Origin of the sequence: Streptomyces sp. NPDC058240 (assembly GCF_042882135.1) — a bacterium.
In the GTDB taxonomy this organism is placed as follows: domain Bacteria; phylum Actinomycetota; class Actinomycetes; order Streptomycetales; family Streptomycetaceae; genus Streptomyces.
The window spans coordinates 1-15,891 of sequence record NZ_JBHVWT010000025.1 but is presented as its reverse complement, the minus strand read 5'-3'; the positions used below and the strand labels follow the sequence as shown (position 1 = coordinate 15,891).

The window sequence follows — 15,891 nt, the reverse complement described above, 5'->3', positions numbered from 1 at the left end:
TGACACGGTCAAGCTCATTATTTCGATCCACTGAATCGCATAAATAGATTCAGTGGAGTGACGTCTTTTGGAGCGAAAGGTATCGGTCACGATGATGGGGTTGATGGTGTCAGGTCGAAGGTGGGACCGGTTCAAGCCCCTTTCGTCCGCCGGCTGGACGACTGAAGCGTCGTACCGCGGGACGTTCGACCAGCATGTAGAGGGCCGCCGCGAGGGAGATGCTGATCACGACGGTAAGCAGAATATTGATCAGTCTCGTCGACAGGGATGCGGTCACTTCGCCCGTGGCGTGCAGGGCGTCGACCGGGCCGTACTGGACGACGAGGTAGTGCACCATGTAGAGGGCGTACGAGATCTCACCCAGCCAGACCATGATTCGGCCACTGAAAGGCGTTCGCGCACCGCGTATGTCGGCGCTGGCGCTTGCTGCGATCGCGAGGGCGACGGCAAGCGCGGTCGGCCCGGCGCGTAGGTGGAACACACCGGGCAGGTAGGACTGGACCACCACACAGGTGATCGTCAGGAGAAATGCCGGCGTCATGCCGAGGCGGATCCATTTCCCGGTGATGACGATGCGTGCCATCAGGATGCCGAGGACGAATTCGAGCATCCTCGGGAGGGGAAAGAGGTATGCGAACCAGCTCTGCCACTCCGAAGACGTCGGATCCCACGACGTGAATGGCTGCGCCGGCAGCAGTTGGGAAATAAATGGGACAGCGGTACTGGCCGTGACGACGGCTGCCACCCACAGCCACAACCGTGAGGGGCGGATACTGCCGATGAGACGGATCAGCCAAGGGAACGTGAGGTAGAAAGCCATCTCACAGCCGAGGCTCCAGCTCACCGCGTTGCTACCGGTAAACCCGCCATGGGGTTCCAGGTAAGGAATCCAGGGTTCGATCAGGAACAGCGCCGGAAACGTGTTGATCGCCACGATCTGCACACCGGCGGCGACCATCAAGAGCCTGGCGGCCACAAAGGTCACCAAATGGTTCGGATACAACTTCACCAGACGTCGACGCCAGAACAGCCTCGCGGTATCGTCCGGATCGGCGACCCAGGTGAGAATGAATCCGCTGAGCACAAAAAAGAAAGACACCCCGACCGGCCCGAGGGTCGTGATCACCCGATACGGCGGGTCGGGGTGGAATGTTCCCACGATTTGACTGTCCAGGTGAGATATCAGCACGGCGAATGCCGCGATGAATCGCATGCCGGTCAATGATGGCAATCGGTTCGGACGAGCGGACGGTTCCAGTGTCTGCATACCCGTCTTCCTTCATTTTTTGGGTCATGAGCTCGTTTATGGACCCTCAAACGGCAACAGAGTGATCATTGGCGCCAGCATGGAACCGTTGAGGACCACTGTTGGTGATCCCGTTGGTGTGGTCAAACTGATTATTTCGATCCAATGAATCGCATAATTCGATCCAGAAGGCTGGACATCTCGATCGGCAAGGTCGATGATTGTGCGCTGTCGATGTCCGGCCGCAGTGGTTTCCGTACGACCTCGAAGTGCATTGCCAGGTTGGAAGACAGGCGCACATGGAAGATCTGTGTATGAGCGCTGCCGAAACTAGGGAGGAATAATGGCCAGCCTGGGCGAGCCGTTCATCGTGGGCGATCTCATGGTCCCCAACCGGATCGTGATGGCCCCGATGACCAGAACGGCGTCCCCCGGCGGCGTGCCGGGCCCGGATGTCGCGGAGTACTACGCCCGCCGGGCGGCCAACATGGTCGGGCTGATCATCACCGAGGGCACCTACGTCAACCGCGCCGCGGCCGGCGCGTACGAGAACGTGCCCCACTTCCACGGCGAGCGGGCCCTTGCCGGATGGGCCCACGTGCTGCGGCGGGTACACGAGGCCGGCGGCAGGATCATTCCGCAGCTGTGGCACACCGGAGTCGTACGCACCGCAACCGACCCGCCCGCCGAGGGCCCGTCCGGGCTCGGGCTGGACGGCGCCCCGGCCGGGAAGGCCATGACCCAGCAGGACATCGACGAGACGGTGGCCGCTTTCGCCGAAGCCGCCGCGGCCGCCGAACGACTCGGGTTCGACGGCGTCGAACTCCACGGCGCGCATGGCTACTTGATCGACAGCTTCCTGTGGAAGAGCATCAACCGGCGCGCCGACCACTACGGCGGCGACCCGGCCTCCCGGGCCCGATTCGGCGCCGACATCGTGCGGGCCGTCCGCGCGGCCGTCAGCCCCGGATTCCCGGTCTTCTTCCGGCTCTCCCAGTGGAAGCTCAACGCGTACGAGGCACGCATCGCGGAGAACCCGGATGAGCTGGCGCAGATGCTTTCGCCGCTGGCCGATGCGGGTGTCGACGTGTTCCACGCCTCCACCCGCCGCTACTGGCTGCCCGAGTTCGACGGCAGCGCCCTCAACCTGGCCGGCTGGGTGCGCAAGCTCAGCGGCAAGGCCACCGTGACGGTCGGCTCGATCGGCCTGGACAATCAGTACGGCGAGGGCGAGTTCACCCAGGGCTTCACCCGGCAGGCCGGCGTGACCGGCATCGACGAACTGGTGGCCCGCCTGGAGCGCGACGAGTTCGACCTGGTCGCCTTGGGCAGGACGCTGCTGGCCAACCCGGACTGGGCCGCACTGGCGCTCCGCGGCGAGCTGGCCCGGTCCGTCCCCTACGACCCGGCCGTGCTCACGACCCTGGCCTGACAACAACCTCGGGGGCGTACCGGAACAGCCCGAACCGGATCAGATCACCGACAGGCAGCGCAGCAGTTCCTCGACGGCGGTGCACGCGAAAGTTCATTTTCTATCTGACACTCGGGCAGCAGGCTGAAGTCATGACGCCTTGTCCGTCGGCACGGTGTAGACGGCCTCCTCGATCCGGTCGATGAGGCCGCCCTCAAACCGGAAATACACCGCAGCGTGCGCCTCGCGGCGAGAGCCGTCGGTCATCTCCAGGCGGAGTACTTGCTGCTGGAGCACCTCGTTCGAATTCTGGAACTGGCGGATTATGTCGTACCGCAATGAACTGACGGTAGCGGCAAAGGACTTGAAGTGTTCCAGACTCTCGCCGATCGCCTGCGCTCCCTTACCGTCGTTCTGCCACACAGCGGCCGTGTCGGTGCACATTGCCTGGGCGCTGGAGAAGTCATAAATCTCCAGACACCGCAGAAACTCAATCGCCTTCTCGCCGATGTTCCGCTCCACGTCGAGTCCTCATTTCTCTTATTGGTGCCTAGGATCTTTCGTTGTCGGCATCGCCCCGGCTTCCGTGGGCGGGCGTTCCGGGCTGCTGGCGCCACGACTCGTCCAGCCCGCCCGCGTCCGCGGTGTCGAAGCCGAGTTCGTCGATGAGGACGCGCATGATCCGCTTGGCCGCTGCGTCGTCGATGGCGGCGATCCTGTCGTCGCGCTGCTGCGGGTAGTAGTTCCCGGTGTCGATGACCACGGCGCCCGGCGCCGCGCTGCCTCCAATGATGCCGATCTTCATGGATTCGCTCTTCATCTGCGGGTGGCATCGACAGAAATGGCCCCTTGTTGCATCCCCATCTCATTCTGGACGGTCGCATACCACTCGTACATCATGTGTCGCGCCGTGGCTTCGGTGAATACGTTTGCGTCGTACTTGAGAAATGCCTTGTAGCCTTCACCCTCCCGATAGAATTCCAGGGAAAGTGCATACTCTCCGGCATATGGCAGGTCATCGAACGGACGCAGGTCCAACTCGCCCTCCGCGGCCGGTGAGTCATCGGTGAGCAGTTCGGCGCCCTCGAAGTTCTGGAACAGGAAGTTCGTCAGGACCAGCGGTTCGTCGTCCGTGCCCAGAGCTCGTGCGATCTCCCGCAGCGGGTAGGCGCCGTGTTCGATACCGGCCACCATCGTGCGCTGTACGGACGCGAGCAGCTCGGGGAAGCTGCCGGTGGCCGTGCACCGAAGGGGCAGGCAGTTCGCGAACTGGCCGACCACGTCCCGGAACCGCTCCTCGTAGCGGGCGGCTGCAGTCATGCCCAGGACCAGGTCGTCCTGTCCGGTCAGCCGGTGCAGGAACCGCACGAACGTCGTGAACAGCACCGTGGCGACACTGACCCGGTGTTCCCGTGCCGTGCCGGCGAGTGCGGCGGCCAGCGCCGGCGACAGCTTCTCCCGCATCACCTCCACGCGGGGCAGCCGCTCCGGATCGTACGGACGGTCGTAGGGCAGCGCGAGCGCCGTGCGAGGTCCCGCCAGCTCACGGAGCCAGTAGTCCCGGTGCCGCGCTGCCCGTACGCCGTCGAGCAGCGCTTCTTCCCAGGTGACGAAGTCGCCGTAGGGGGCGCGGTCCGGACCTCCCTTGCCCTGGTAGGCCGCTTTGAGCGTACGGATCAGGACGGCCGTCGACGTGCCGTCCAGCAGGATGTGGTGCGCGGTGAGCAGCAGCAGCCGTCGTCGTCCGGGGAGGGAGACCAGGTGGGCCCGGACCAGCGGACCGGTCGCCAGGTCGAACGGGACGTCGGCCAGGTCCCGCAGCGCGGCCAGTTGAGCCTCGCGCGAGGTGGCCGTGAGGGTGACCCGGTCGAACGACGGGGCCCTGGTCGGGGCGATGTCCATGTACGGCACGCCGTCCCGCTCACCGAAGAGTGCACTCAGCACCGGGTGGATCTCCGTCTGCGCGCGGACCGCCCGTTCCAGGGCCGTCTCGTCCAGGTCGCCGTGGAGCTCGAAGAGCAGCGGGAGGTTGTAGGCGGCCGACTCCGGTTGGCGCCGCTGGTCCTGGTACATGGTCAGCTGACCGCGGGAGAGGTTCCACCGTTCGCCTGCCGGGCCCGCGAAGTGGGAGGTCAGGCCGTTGATGGAGGCGATGTCGAAGAGCAGGGTGGCGGGGATGTCCGCGCCGAGGTCCTCGCGCAGGGCGCTGGTGAGTTGGAGGACGAGGAGGGAGTCCAAGCCGTAATCGGTGAGTGGGGTCGAGGGGTCGATCCGGTCGGCGGGGATGCCCAGCACGGCGGCGGCCTTGTCGAGGAGGAGCGTGGTCAGGCCGGATCGCGTCGTCGGTGCGGGGGAGGGGGCGGGCCCGGTCCGCTCGGTCGGGGGGCTCGCGGCCGTGGAGCGGGGCCCGGACACCGGGGCGGCCGCAGGACGTGTGGACGGGGGATGTGGCGAGGGAGTCGCGGCGGGTGTGGGCTGCGGTTGCGGCGCCGGCCGCTCCGCGCCGCCGGCTGCGCGCCGCGCGCTTCCCTCCGCCACGACCCTGCTCCGCTGCCGGGCCACCCCGTCGCTCTCCGCCGCGATGATCTGCTGCCCCAGGGGGAGCGCCTGCGACAGCGGGAACACCACGGTGCGGAATCCCTCTCCGGCCAGCACCTCCCGCCAACTCTCCGGCGAGAGCGCGGGGGAGCCCGGAATGCGCAGCGACCGGTCGTCGAACAGCCACCAGCCTTCGAGCAGTCCGAACGTGACGTGGCTGAACAGGTCGAACGCCGACAGCTCGTTCAACAGCAGCCACCCGCCGGCCCGCAGGGCGGCCTTGGCGTTGCGCAGGGTGGTGCGGGTGTCCCTGGTCGCGTGCAGCACGTTGGCGGCGATCACGAGGTCGAAACGCCCCTCGGCGATGTCCTGCCCGGCCAGCGGCTGTTCGACGTCGAGCAGCCGGCAGTCCAGGTACGGCACGTCCGGCCCGTAGGTGGCACGCGCGTGGTTGAGGAACGCCTTGGACAGGTCCGTGTAGAGGTAGCTCTCGATGCTGTCCTGGTACGGCTTGAGCGCGGCGAACATCCCCGCGCTGGTCCCGCCGGTACCGGCGCCGATCTCCAGGATCCGCAGCCGCGCGCCGGGTTCCCGGCGCAACCGCTCCGAGACGACGGTGACGGCGGCCCGTGCCATGGCACGGTTGAACACGTCGGCGACATGATTGTCCCGGTAGCAGCCCTCCACCAGTTCCATGGAACCGCGCGGGAAGATGACGTCGGTGGGCCGGGTCCGGCCGGTGAGGATGTCCGGCAGCGTGGTGAGCGTGGCGGAGGCCAACCGCAGCTCGGCCCTGCGGTCGGGGTCGGCCGACCACAGTGTGCACTGCCGGTCCCACTGCCCGAGCACCTCGTCCACCGGACCGGCCGGCACCAGGACGCGCCGGGCGTGCTCCCACCACGCGGCGTACGACGGCAGGACCGTCGTGGGGTCGAGGGGCGCCACCTGCGCCGAAAGGACCTTGGCCAGCCACGGATCGCGCTCGGTCCGACGCCACCGCACGACCGCGTCCATGCGGTCGTCCGCGCCGTCGGAGGCGGTCAGCAGCTCGCCGCTGACCCGTGACGGCGTCGGCCCGTGCACGGTGACCTCGGTGGCGCGGTCGAAGTGGGCCAACGTGTTGTGCTGGTTCGTCTTGACGAACGCGAGCTGCCGCTGGTCCCCGCCGAGCAGCGCGTCCATGGCGGCGAGCCCCTCGTGCGGCTCGATCGACACCAGCCCGGCCCGGCCCAGCCGATCCCGGTAGAACGCGGACGTGACGCTCCCCAAGGTGCCCCACCAGCCCCAGTTCATGACCCTGACCGGTGTGTCCCAGTGCGCGCCGAGCGCGTGTGCATAGGCGTCGCTGAAGGTGCACCCGGCCGCGTAGTTGCCCTGGCCGGCCGCCGTGGTGAAGGACTGCATCGACGACAGCAGCACGGCGAAGTCCAGTCCCGCACCGTCGAAGACCTCGGCCATCGCGGTCGTGACATCGACCTTGGCCCGCAGCGCAGCGCGGAGCGCGGCCTCGTCCATCCTCGCGAGCGTGCTGTCCCGCAGCACGAGGGCGGCCTGCACCACCCCGTGGATCTGCCGATGGCGCCGCCTGATCTCCGCGACGGCACGGCGCAGCGCGGCCGGGTCCCCGGCGTCGGCGCTGAGATAGCCGACCGTGCCGCGCCCGGTGACGGAGCGGAGCTTCTCCGTCACGGACGCGTCGTGCGGGCTGCGGCCGATCCACATGACGTGTGCGCCGTAGCGCTGCACCACGTGCCGGGTCCAGGCCGTGCCCAGGCCGCCGGTACCGCCGATCACGACGTAGACGCCACCCTCGCGGTACACCGGTTGTGCCGGTGCCGCACACGGTGCCCAGCGCCGGGTGAGCCACTGCCCGGCCCGTCGGACCCACGCGTCGTCGGGTGACCGAGCGGGCAGGGCCGCGAGGTCGGCGGGCCACTCGGGGCCGTCGAGGTCGACGCGGCGCACGGTCCACTGCGGGTACTCCCGTCCCAACGACCCGAACAGGCCGTGCAGTCCGGCGTGCGCCGGCTGGACGGGGTCCTGGGCGTGGGTGGCGAGCGCACGCGTGGTGATCAGGGTGATCCCCAGCGGCCGGGCGTCGTACCCGGCACCGACCAGTGCCTTGATCATGCGGAAGGCCGGGACGACGCCCTCGTCCTGGGCCGCCGCGTACCCGGCGGCGTCGGTGGGGTCGAGGACGGGCTCGGGCGCGGACCAGACCAGGTGGTCGACCGGCCCGAGGTCACGGAGCGCGTCGGTCACCTCCTCGACGGTCGCCGATGGCGGCAACGGCCAGGGCAGGGCGGTTTCGAGCGCGCCGGCCAGGCCGACGACCAGCACCCGGTCCGCCGCTTGTGGCACGGGCGCCTCGGACGCGGTGACCGGATCCCACACGGGCGCGAACAGCGCCGCGGGCTCGGCCTGTCCGGCCCTCGGGGCGGTGCGGCGCGCGGAGTACCCGGTCAGCCGTACGCAGACCTCGCCGTCGGCGTCGACCAGGTCGACGTCCAGCTTGCCGAGCGGCCCGGACGCGACGCCCCGCACCACTGCCCACATCGTCGGCGTGCACGGCGCGAACAGGTCGAGCTGTTCCAGGGCGAACGGCACGGCAGTGTCTTCCAACGCGGTGAGGTGGGCCGCGACCGACGCCTGGATTGCCGAGTCCAGCATCGCTGGCGTCAGCACCCCCGGCTCCGCCGACCCGGGCAGCACCAGTTCGGCCAGCACGGTCCCGGCGCCGACGTGCGCCTGCCGGATCGCTCGCAGGGTCGGCCCGTGCTCGATGCCCTTCGCCGCCAGGGCCTCGCGGATCCGGTCGGCGGACACGGTTTCCGGGCAGTCCGCGCGCAGTGAGGCGAGGTCGACCCGTGCCGGGCGCGGGGCGTCGGACGAGGCGATGCCGCCCTCACAGCAGACGGCGTTGCCCGTGGTGATCGCGAATCGCCGACCGCCCTTGCCGGCCGCGCGCACCTCGACCCGTACGTCGACCGGATCGTCCGCGACCTCCAGCGGCTGCACCCACGTCACGTGGCGCATCCGCACCGTGCGGGCGCCCACTGCCATACGTGCCAGTTCGAGATGGGCGACCGCGGGCAGGATGTGGCGGCCCTGCACCACGTGGTCGCGCAGCAGGCCGTCCGCACGCGTCAGCGTCACCCGCGCGCCGCCGGTCGCGGGCCAGTGCCGGTCGCGGGCGAAGGGGTAGGTCGGCAGCGGGATGCGCCGGCCCTGGGCGGGCATCCGGTCGTCGTCGGGCCTGCGGGCCGGGAGCGTGCCGTCGAGGACCTGGAGCAGTTCGCCGGGATCACGGACCACGCAGGCGAACCGGTGCGCGAGACGCGCCCTCCCGACAGCCAGCGTGTACGCGAGGTCGCCGAGGTCGAGGGATGCCTCGGCGCGGATGTGCGCCGCCAGCCGGCGCCGCTGTTCGGCGAGTTGCTGCTCGGTGCCGGCCGACAGCACCACCACGTGTTCGGCCTGCGGCATCGTGGCGCGGGCCACGGGCGGGGCCTCTTCGAGCACGAGGTGCGCGTTGGTCCCGCTGGCGCCGAAGGAACTCACCACCCCGCACCGCGGCACGTCGGCGGGCGACTCCCAGCGCCGGGTGCGGGTGTTCACGTAGAACGGGCTTCCGGCGAGGGAGATCGCCTCGTTGGCCGCCTCGAAGTGCAGCGAGGCCGGGATCTGCCCGTGCTTCATCGCCAGCAGCACCTTGAGCACGCCGGCGACGCCGGCCGCGAACTGGGTGTGGCCGATGTTGGTCTTCAGCGAACCGAGCGCGCAGTACTCCGACTTGCCGGTGCGGGCGCGGAAGGCCCGGTCGAGCGCCTGGAACTCGATGGGGTCGCCGAGCTTGGTGCCGGTTCCGTGCGCCTCGACGAGTCCGATGCGCTCCACGTCGACGCCGAACTGCTCGTACACCTCGCCGAGCAGGGTCTCCTGGGACACCGAACTCGGCGCCGTGATGCCGTTGGTGGCGCCGTCCTGGTTGACCCCGCTCGCCTTGATCACGCCGTGGATGTGGTCGCCGTCGGCCAGCGCGTCCGCCAGGCGTTTGAGTACGACGACGCCGACGCCCTCGCCGGGCACGAACCCGTCGGCACGGTGGTCGAAGGTGTGGCAGCGGCCGGTCGGCGAGAGCATCCCGGCGCGGCCGGCGAGCCCGTACAGCCGTGGCGTGGACTGGAGGAACACCCCGCCCGCCAACGCCATCGACGTCTCACCGGACCGGAGGTCCTTGCAGGCCAGGTCGATCGCCACGAGCGAGCTGGAGCACGAGGTGTCGACGGCGATCGCCGGCCCCTTGAGGTCGAGGAAGTAGGAGACCCGGCTGGGGATGACCGACGTCATGTTGCCCCACAGGGCCTGTGCCGGTGCGTCCTGGTCGAGGAGTTCCTGGTAGTCGCCCGCCCACGCCCCGACGTAGACGCCGCAGCGCTGCCCGCCGGTCCGGCCCGCGTAGCCGGCATCCTCCAACGCCTTCCAGGACTCTTCGAGCAGCAGCCGTTGCTGGGGGTCCATCACGGCGGCTTCGGTGCCGGAGATGCCGAAGAACATCGCGTCGAACTCGTCGATGCGGTGCAGGAAGCCGCCCCGGGTGCAGGCGCTCAGGCCGTCGAGGTCGAACCGGGTCGCCTCGGTGACCAGATCGTCGCCGTTGACCAGATGCGTCCAGAGTCCGTCGAGCGAGTCGGCGCCGGCGAACCGGCCGCTCATGCCGATCACCGCGATCGGTCCGCGCTCCCCGTCCGCCGAACGGCTTTCCCGATGCTCGTTCCTCACGGACGCGGGCGCCACGACCGGTTCCGGGACGGACTGTGGACCTGACGCCGTGTCCGGGATGTCCTCGGTACAGACGATGGTGTCCCCGTACTCGGCGAGCAGATGCGCGGCCAGCCGGTCGGCCGAGCTGAAGTCGAAGACCACGCTCGTCGGCAGGTCCAGCGACAGTGCGTCGTTGAGCTGGTGCACCACACGGATCGCGAGGATCGAGTCCAGGCCGTAGTCGGCGAAGGCCTGCCCGCCGTCGATCTCGTCGACCCGCAACGCCAGCGCGCGGGCGATCTTGTCCCGCACCACGGCGGGCACCAGTTCGTCCGGACTCCGGTGCGTGACCACGGGTTCGGGGACCGGGGCCGACACCGGCGCGGGCCCCGGGCCGGTCAGGTCACCGATCCAGAACCGCTCCTTGGCGAACGGGTACGTCGGCAGGGACACCGGTCGGCGCGGCACCCCCTGGTGCAGGCGCGCCCAGTCCACCTCGGCGCCCGACGCCCACAGCGCCGCGACCTCGGAGAGCTTGCCGACGGCGAGCCACCGCTGCACCAGCAGTTCCTGGAGATCGCTGTCGCCGGTGAGCTCCGCGAGCAGACCACCCGCGGCCTCGACGGTGCCCCGGTGCCCCCGGCCGGCCCTCAGACCACTCCTCAGCTCAGCGGTCGAGGACACCGCGAGCGCGTGCCGCTCGGGCATCGCTTCCCGGCCGCACTGGAGCGTGAAGGCCAGGTCGGCGAGGTCGGTGTCAGGGTGGCGGTCGAGGAAGGAGGCCAGCCTGTCGACGGACGCGGTGAGGTGCTCGGGCGTCCTCGCCGAGAGGACGACGATCTGTGCTGCGCTGCTCGTCGTACCGTCAGTGGGCTGCACGGGATACTCCTCGACGATCAGGTGCGCGTTCGAGCCGCCGGCACCGAAGGAGGACACCGCCGCGATCCGCGGGCCGTCGGAGTGCCACGGGCTCAGCTCACGCTGGAGCCGGAACGGGGTCGACGCGAAGTCGATGTTCGGGTTGGGCTCGTCGGCGTGCAGGCTCGGCACGAGCTGTCGGTACCTGAGCTGGAGCAGGACCTTGGTCAGACCGGCCACCCCGGCCGCGGCTTCCAGGTGGCCGATGCCCGACTTCACCGAGCCGATCGCGCAGTACTGCCGGTCCGCGGTGTCCTGTTCGAACGCCTTGGTCAGGCCCGTGATCTCGATCGGGTCGCCCAGTTCGGTGCCGGTGCCGTGTGCCTCGACGTAACCGACCTGCCGGGCGGAGACACCGGCCCGGTCCAACGCCTGCCGGATCAGGGCGGCCTGGGCGACCGGGCTCGGCACGGTGTAGCCGGTGGTGCGGCCGCCGTGGTTGACGCTGGAGCCTCGGATCACCGCGAGCACGCGGTCCCCGTCGGCCTCCGCGCGCGACAGCGGCTTGAGCAGCACACATCCGACGCCTTCACCGGGGACGAAGCCGTGACCGCCCGCGCCGAAGCTACGGCAGCTCCGGTCGGGCGAGAGCATCCCGGAGCGGCACAGTTCGACATAGTCCAGCGGGTGCGTGTAGAGGTTCACGCCGCCGGCGAGCGCCACCTCGCACGCGCCGCGCCGGATTTGTTCGCACGCCTCGTGGATCGCGGTCAGCGACGCCGAGCACATCGTGTCGATCGTCTGACTCGGTCCGCGCAGGTCGAGCAGGTAGGAGGCGCGGGCGCTCAGCGAGGCGAACGACAGACCGGGCACCACGAGTTCGCCGGAGGGCAGCCGGCCCACGCCGTGCCGGGCGTGGCCGACCTTGGTGACGCCGGCGAACACGCCGACCCGGTGGTCGTGGCGTTCGGCGAGGCGTGCCCTGGTGTAGCCCGCGTCCTCCAGCACCTCCCACGCGGCCTGCACGAAGAGCCGTTCCTGCGGGTCCATGGCGTACGCGTCCCGGGGGGCGATGCCGAAGAACCTGGGGTCGAACGCCGTGAAGTCGTCCAGGAAACCGCCCCACTTGCTGTAGCTGCGACCGGTGGCGACCGCGGTGTTGCGGTCCGGTTCGAAGAAGTCGTCCAGCGGCCAGCGGTCGATTTCACGGATGCCGTCGCGGCCCGCCTTGAGGTTGTCCCAGAACTGTTCCGGGCCGGCGGCGCCCGGGTAGCGCCCGCTCAGCCCGATGACCGCGATCGGCTCCTCGGCGCGGGCCGTCGGCATGTCCGTGCGGACGGCCCGCCGCCCAGCGCCGACGGCGCGCTGCTCGGTACGGACGGCCCGCTGCGCGGTGCCGGCCGCCGGCTGTCGGGTGTGGACGTGCGGTTCGCCGGTGGCGGCCGGCCGTGGATGCGCCGACTCCGCGCCGTGGCCGGCGAGTTGGTCGGCCACCGCCCGCAGGGTCGGCTGCTCGTAGAAGAGCGTTGAAGAGACGTGGGGGCGGGTCTCGGCCAGCGCCCGGTTGAGCTGGAGGACCATCACCGAGTCCAGGCCTATCTCGGCGAGCGGGCGGTCGGGGTCCACCGCCTCCGGCGCGAGCTTGGTGACCTCGGAGAACACGGTGAGGAGGTGGTTGAGGACGGTCGCGTCGGTGATGGGCGCCGCGGGCACCTCGGGCGCCGCAGCCGGCGCTCCGGTCGGCACGCGGTCCGGATCGCCGTGGTGCACCCACACCTGGTCCGCTCCCGTGTGCCAGGCGTCGCTCAGCGCCCTGAACCCCTCCTCCGTGGGCATCGGCGCGAGCCCCCGGTCCGCCCACAGGTACGCCCGCGTGCGGTCACTCACCCGCATGCCGCCGTCCCGCCACAGCGGCCAGGCGAGGGAGAGCGTGCGCCCGCGGCGACGTCCGTCCGCGACCCAGGTGTTGCGCACCGCGGCGAACGAGTCGAGGCAGGCGTTGGCGGTGGCGTAGTCGGACTGCCCGGGGTTGCCGGTGATCGCGGCGCCCGAGGAGAACGCGAGCACGAAATCCAGCGGACAGTGCTCGGTGGCCCGGTCGAGGTGGACGAGGCCGTCCGCTTTGGCCGCGAGCACGTCGTCCCACTGTTCGGCGGTCTTCTCCGCGAGCAGCGAATCCCGCACCACGCCGGCGGCGTGCACGATCCCGTTCACCTCGCCGGCCTCGGCGACGAGATGGCGTACCTCCTCCCAGCGGGAGACGTCGGCGCGCACGTACCGCGCCACCGCTCCGGCCTGTCGCAGGTCGGCGAGCAGGCGCTCGATCCGGTCGTCGCCCGGTGACCGGCCGGCGAGCACGAGGGTCGGCCGCCGTACGTCGGCGGCAATCCGGCGGGCCGTCAGGGCACCGATGCCACTGGCACCGCCCGTGATGAGATATACGCTGCCGTCCCGCCAGGGTGCCGAGGAGTCCGTGCCGCGAGGCGCCGGGTCCCAGGTCAGCGTGTGCCGGACACCGCCTCGGTGGACGACGAGGTCATCCGCGGTGGTCGCGTTCTCCGCCACGACAGCGGCCACGTCGACACCGCCGTCGCCCTCGGCACCGTCGACGACGATGACCTGGCCGACGATCCGCGGGTTCTCCTTGGCGACGGTCCGCAGCAGCCCGGCCAGGGCGGGGGTGTCGGTGACGACCTGGACCAGTGTGGTGCCGTGCCGGTCGTCGAGGCCCTGGAGGACCTTGGCCACCTGCCACGACAGGTCACGGAACCGGCTCTCCGGCCGCTGCTTGGCTGTCTCCAGGCGGATGGCTCCGGGCACCGAACCCGCACCCCCGCACAGGATGACGACGCGCCGGTCGTACCGTTCGGTCGGGGCGGCGGGCGTCGGCGTCCACCGCGGAGTCAGCAGGACCGTGCCACTCGCCCTCCCGGTGCTCTCCCCCTTTTCGCTTTCCTTCTTCGCGCCTTCCTTGTTGATACCGGGGAACCAGAACCGGTCGCGGGCGAAGGGATAGCCGGGCAGGTGCGCGCGACCGGGCGTCGGGCCGTCGGACACCGCACGCCAATCGACGGTGGCGCCGCCGGTCCACCGCCCGATCAGGTCGCCGCCGTCACCACGGTCGCCGGTGGTGACGAACGCCCGCAGCCTGTCGACGAGTTCGGCGCGCGAGGAGACGACCCAGCCGACCCGCTCCGCCATCTCCTCACGGCCGACCTGCAGGCTCCACGCGACGGACCGGAGCGGTACCTCGTCCGACTCCTCCAGGTAGGCCAGCAGATCCCGGGCGCGCTCGGTCAACTGCCGTGCGGTGCGTGCCGAAAGCGGCACCACCACACTCCCGCCGGCCCCCGCGTGCTCCGTGTCCTGGCCGCCGGGCACGTACTCCTCGACGACGACGTGGGCGTTGGCGCCACCGAAACCGAAGCTGCTCACCCCGGCGCGCCGCGGTGCCACACCGCCGTCACGGGTGCGGGGCCGCGGCCAGGACGTGTTCTCCCGCACGATGTGGAACGGACCACCGTCCAGTTCGATGTACGGGTTGACCTGCCGGAGGTGCTGAGTCGCCGGTAGCACACCGTGCCGGAGCGCGAGCAGCACCTTCAGCAGCCCGGCGATGCCCGCGGCTGCCTCCAGGTGACCGATGTTGGTCTTGACCGAACCGAGGCCGCACGCACCGTCGTCGCTCCGACCCAGCCGGCGGAACGCCGTGCGCAGCGCGCGCACCTCCACCGGATCGCCGAGGGCCGTACCGGTGCCGTGCGTCTCGATGTAGCCGATGGTGTCGGGATCGAGGTCGCCGACGGCGGTCGTCACGAGCTCGGCCTGGGCATCGGCGTTGGGCGCGGTCAGCGAGTTCGCCCGGCCCCCGTGGTTGAACGCGCTTCCCCTGAGCACTCCGAGGATCGCGTCACCGTCGCGCTCCGCCGCTGCCAAGGGCTTGAGCACGACCGCCCCGACCCCTTCGCCCCGCACATAGCCGTTCGCGTCGGCGTCGAAGGTCTTGCACAGGCCGTCCGGGCTGAGCATGCCCGCACGGTGCGCGCTGACGAACGTGTCCGTATTGAGCAGCACGTTCACCCCGCCCGCGACGGCCATGTCGCACGTGCCGGACCGGATCGCCTCCATCGCGCGGTGCACCGCCACCAGCGAGCTGGAGCAGGCCGTGTCGATCGGTTCGCTCGGGCCGCGCACGTCGAGCAGGTACGAGATGCGGTTGGCGAGGATCGAGTGCGTCGTCCCGGTCGAGGTGAACGCGTCCGGTGCCACACCGAGCGCGGTGAGCAGGGTCGCGTAGTCGTTGCCCGTGACGCCGATGAACACGCCCGTGCCGGCCGGCAGGTCGGCCGGCCGGTACGCGCTGTCCTCCAGCGCCTGCCACACCGTCTCCAGCGCCAGGCGGTGCTGGGGGTCCATCAGCTCGGCCTCGCGCGGCAGGACGCGGAAGAACTCGGCGTCGAAGGCGTCGACGTCTTCCAGGGCACCGATCCGCTGGGGGAAGTCCTGGGCCTCGACGGCCCTGCGGTGGTCCGCGTCGTACCGGTGCCAGGGGAACGCGGTGACGGAGTCCTTGCCCGCCACCAGGTTCGCCCAGTACGCGTCCAGGTCGCGGGCGCCCGGGAACCGCCCCGCCGCGCCGATGACGGCGATCGGCATGCGCGGATCGGACGCGGCCCGGCCTGGCTGCGGCTGCTGGACCTCGCTCCGGACAGGTGGCGTCTCTGCCTCGACCCGGACCGGCCGGGACTCGACCGCCACCGTGACACCGTGTTCGTCGGCCAGGTGGGCGCCCAGCCCTTCCAACGTCCTGACATCGAAGAAGACCGCCGGGCTGACCTTGACGCCGAACCGCTCGTGGATCTCCTGCGCGAAGGTCACCAGCGAGATCGAGTCAAAACCGAACGCGTCCAGACCGGTACGCGGATCGAGCTCCTCCGCCTCGAACTTGAGGAGGCCGGCGGCGATGGAGCGCAGGGCCTCGACCAGCGCGGACCCGCCCGGCGCGGACCCGCCCGGCGCGGACCCGCCCGGCGCGGACCCGCCCGGCGCGGACACGCCCGGCGCGGACCCGCCC

General features: G+C 70.3%; 4 protein-coding genes and 1 pseudogene. 1 reads left to right on the top strand and 4 read right to left on the bottom strand.

Annotated features, from left to right (window positions below; all coding sequences use genetic code 11):
- Positions 1 to 109: 109 nt before the first annotated feature.
- The gene (locus tag ACFVX4_RS28950) at positions 110 to 1,267 is read right to left on the bottom strand and encodes an acyltransferase family protein (protein ID WP_389982495.1); all 1,158 of its coding nucleotides are present in this window, start codon (positions 1,265 to 1,267) and stop codon (positions 110 to 112) included.
- A gap of 322 nt (positions 1,268 to 1,589) precedes the next feature.
- Between ACFVX4_RS28950 and ACFVX4_RS28945 the strand changes: the two genes are divergently transcribed.
- A complete protein-coding gene (locus ACFVX4_RS28945) occupies positions 1,590 to 2,678 on the top strand; it encodes an NADH:flavin oxidoreductase (RefSeq protein WP_389982492.1) in 1,089 nt (362 codons plus the stop codon).
- Positions 2,679 to 2,807: 129 nt separating this feature from the next.
- Here the strand turns inward: ACFVX4_RS28945 and ACFVX4_RS28940 are convergent, their stop codons facing one another.
- The 3 genes and pseudogenes from ACFVX4_RS28940 to ACFVX4_RS28930 form a co-directional block, all read right to left on the bottom strand.
- Positions 2,808 to 3,179, bottom strand: a complete 372-nt coding sequence (locus ACFVX4_RS28940) for a nuclear transport factor 2 family protein (RefSeq protein WP_389982489.1) — start codon at positions 3,177 to 3,179, stop codon at positions 2,808 to 2,810.
- A gap of 28 nt (positions 3,180 to 3,207) precedes the next feature.
- Positions 3,208 to 3,453 (bottom strand): annotated as a pseudogene (locus ACFVX4_RS28935) (NADP oxidoreductase); the annotation flags it as partial.
- Between the two features lie 20 nt (positions 3,454 to 3,473).
- Entirely contained in the window at positions 3,474 to 15,872 is a 12,399-nt protein-coding gene (locus ACFVX4_RS28930) for an SDR family NAD(P)-dependent oxidoreductase (RefSeq protein ID WP_389982486.1), read from the bottom strand.
- Positions 15,873 to 15,891 lie beyond the last annotated feature (19 nt).

Excerpts from the sequence above, each read along its gene's own strand:
- ACFVX4_RS28945 (WP_389982492.1), top strand. The coding sequence starts at position 1,590 with ATGGCCAGCCTGGGCGAGCCGTTCATCGTGGGCGATCTCATGGTCCCC.
- ACFVX4_RS28950 (WP_389982495.1), bottom strand. The coding sequence starts at position 1,267 with ATGCAGACACTGGAACCGTCCGCTCGTCCGAACCGATTGCCATCATTG.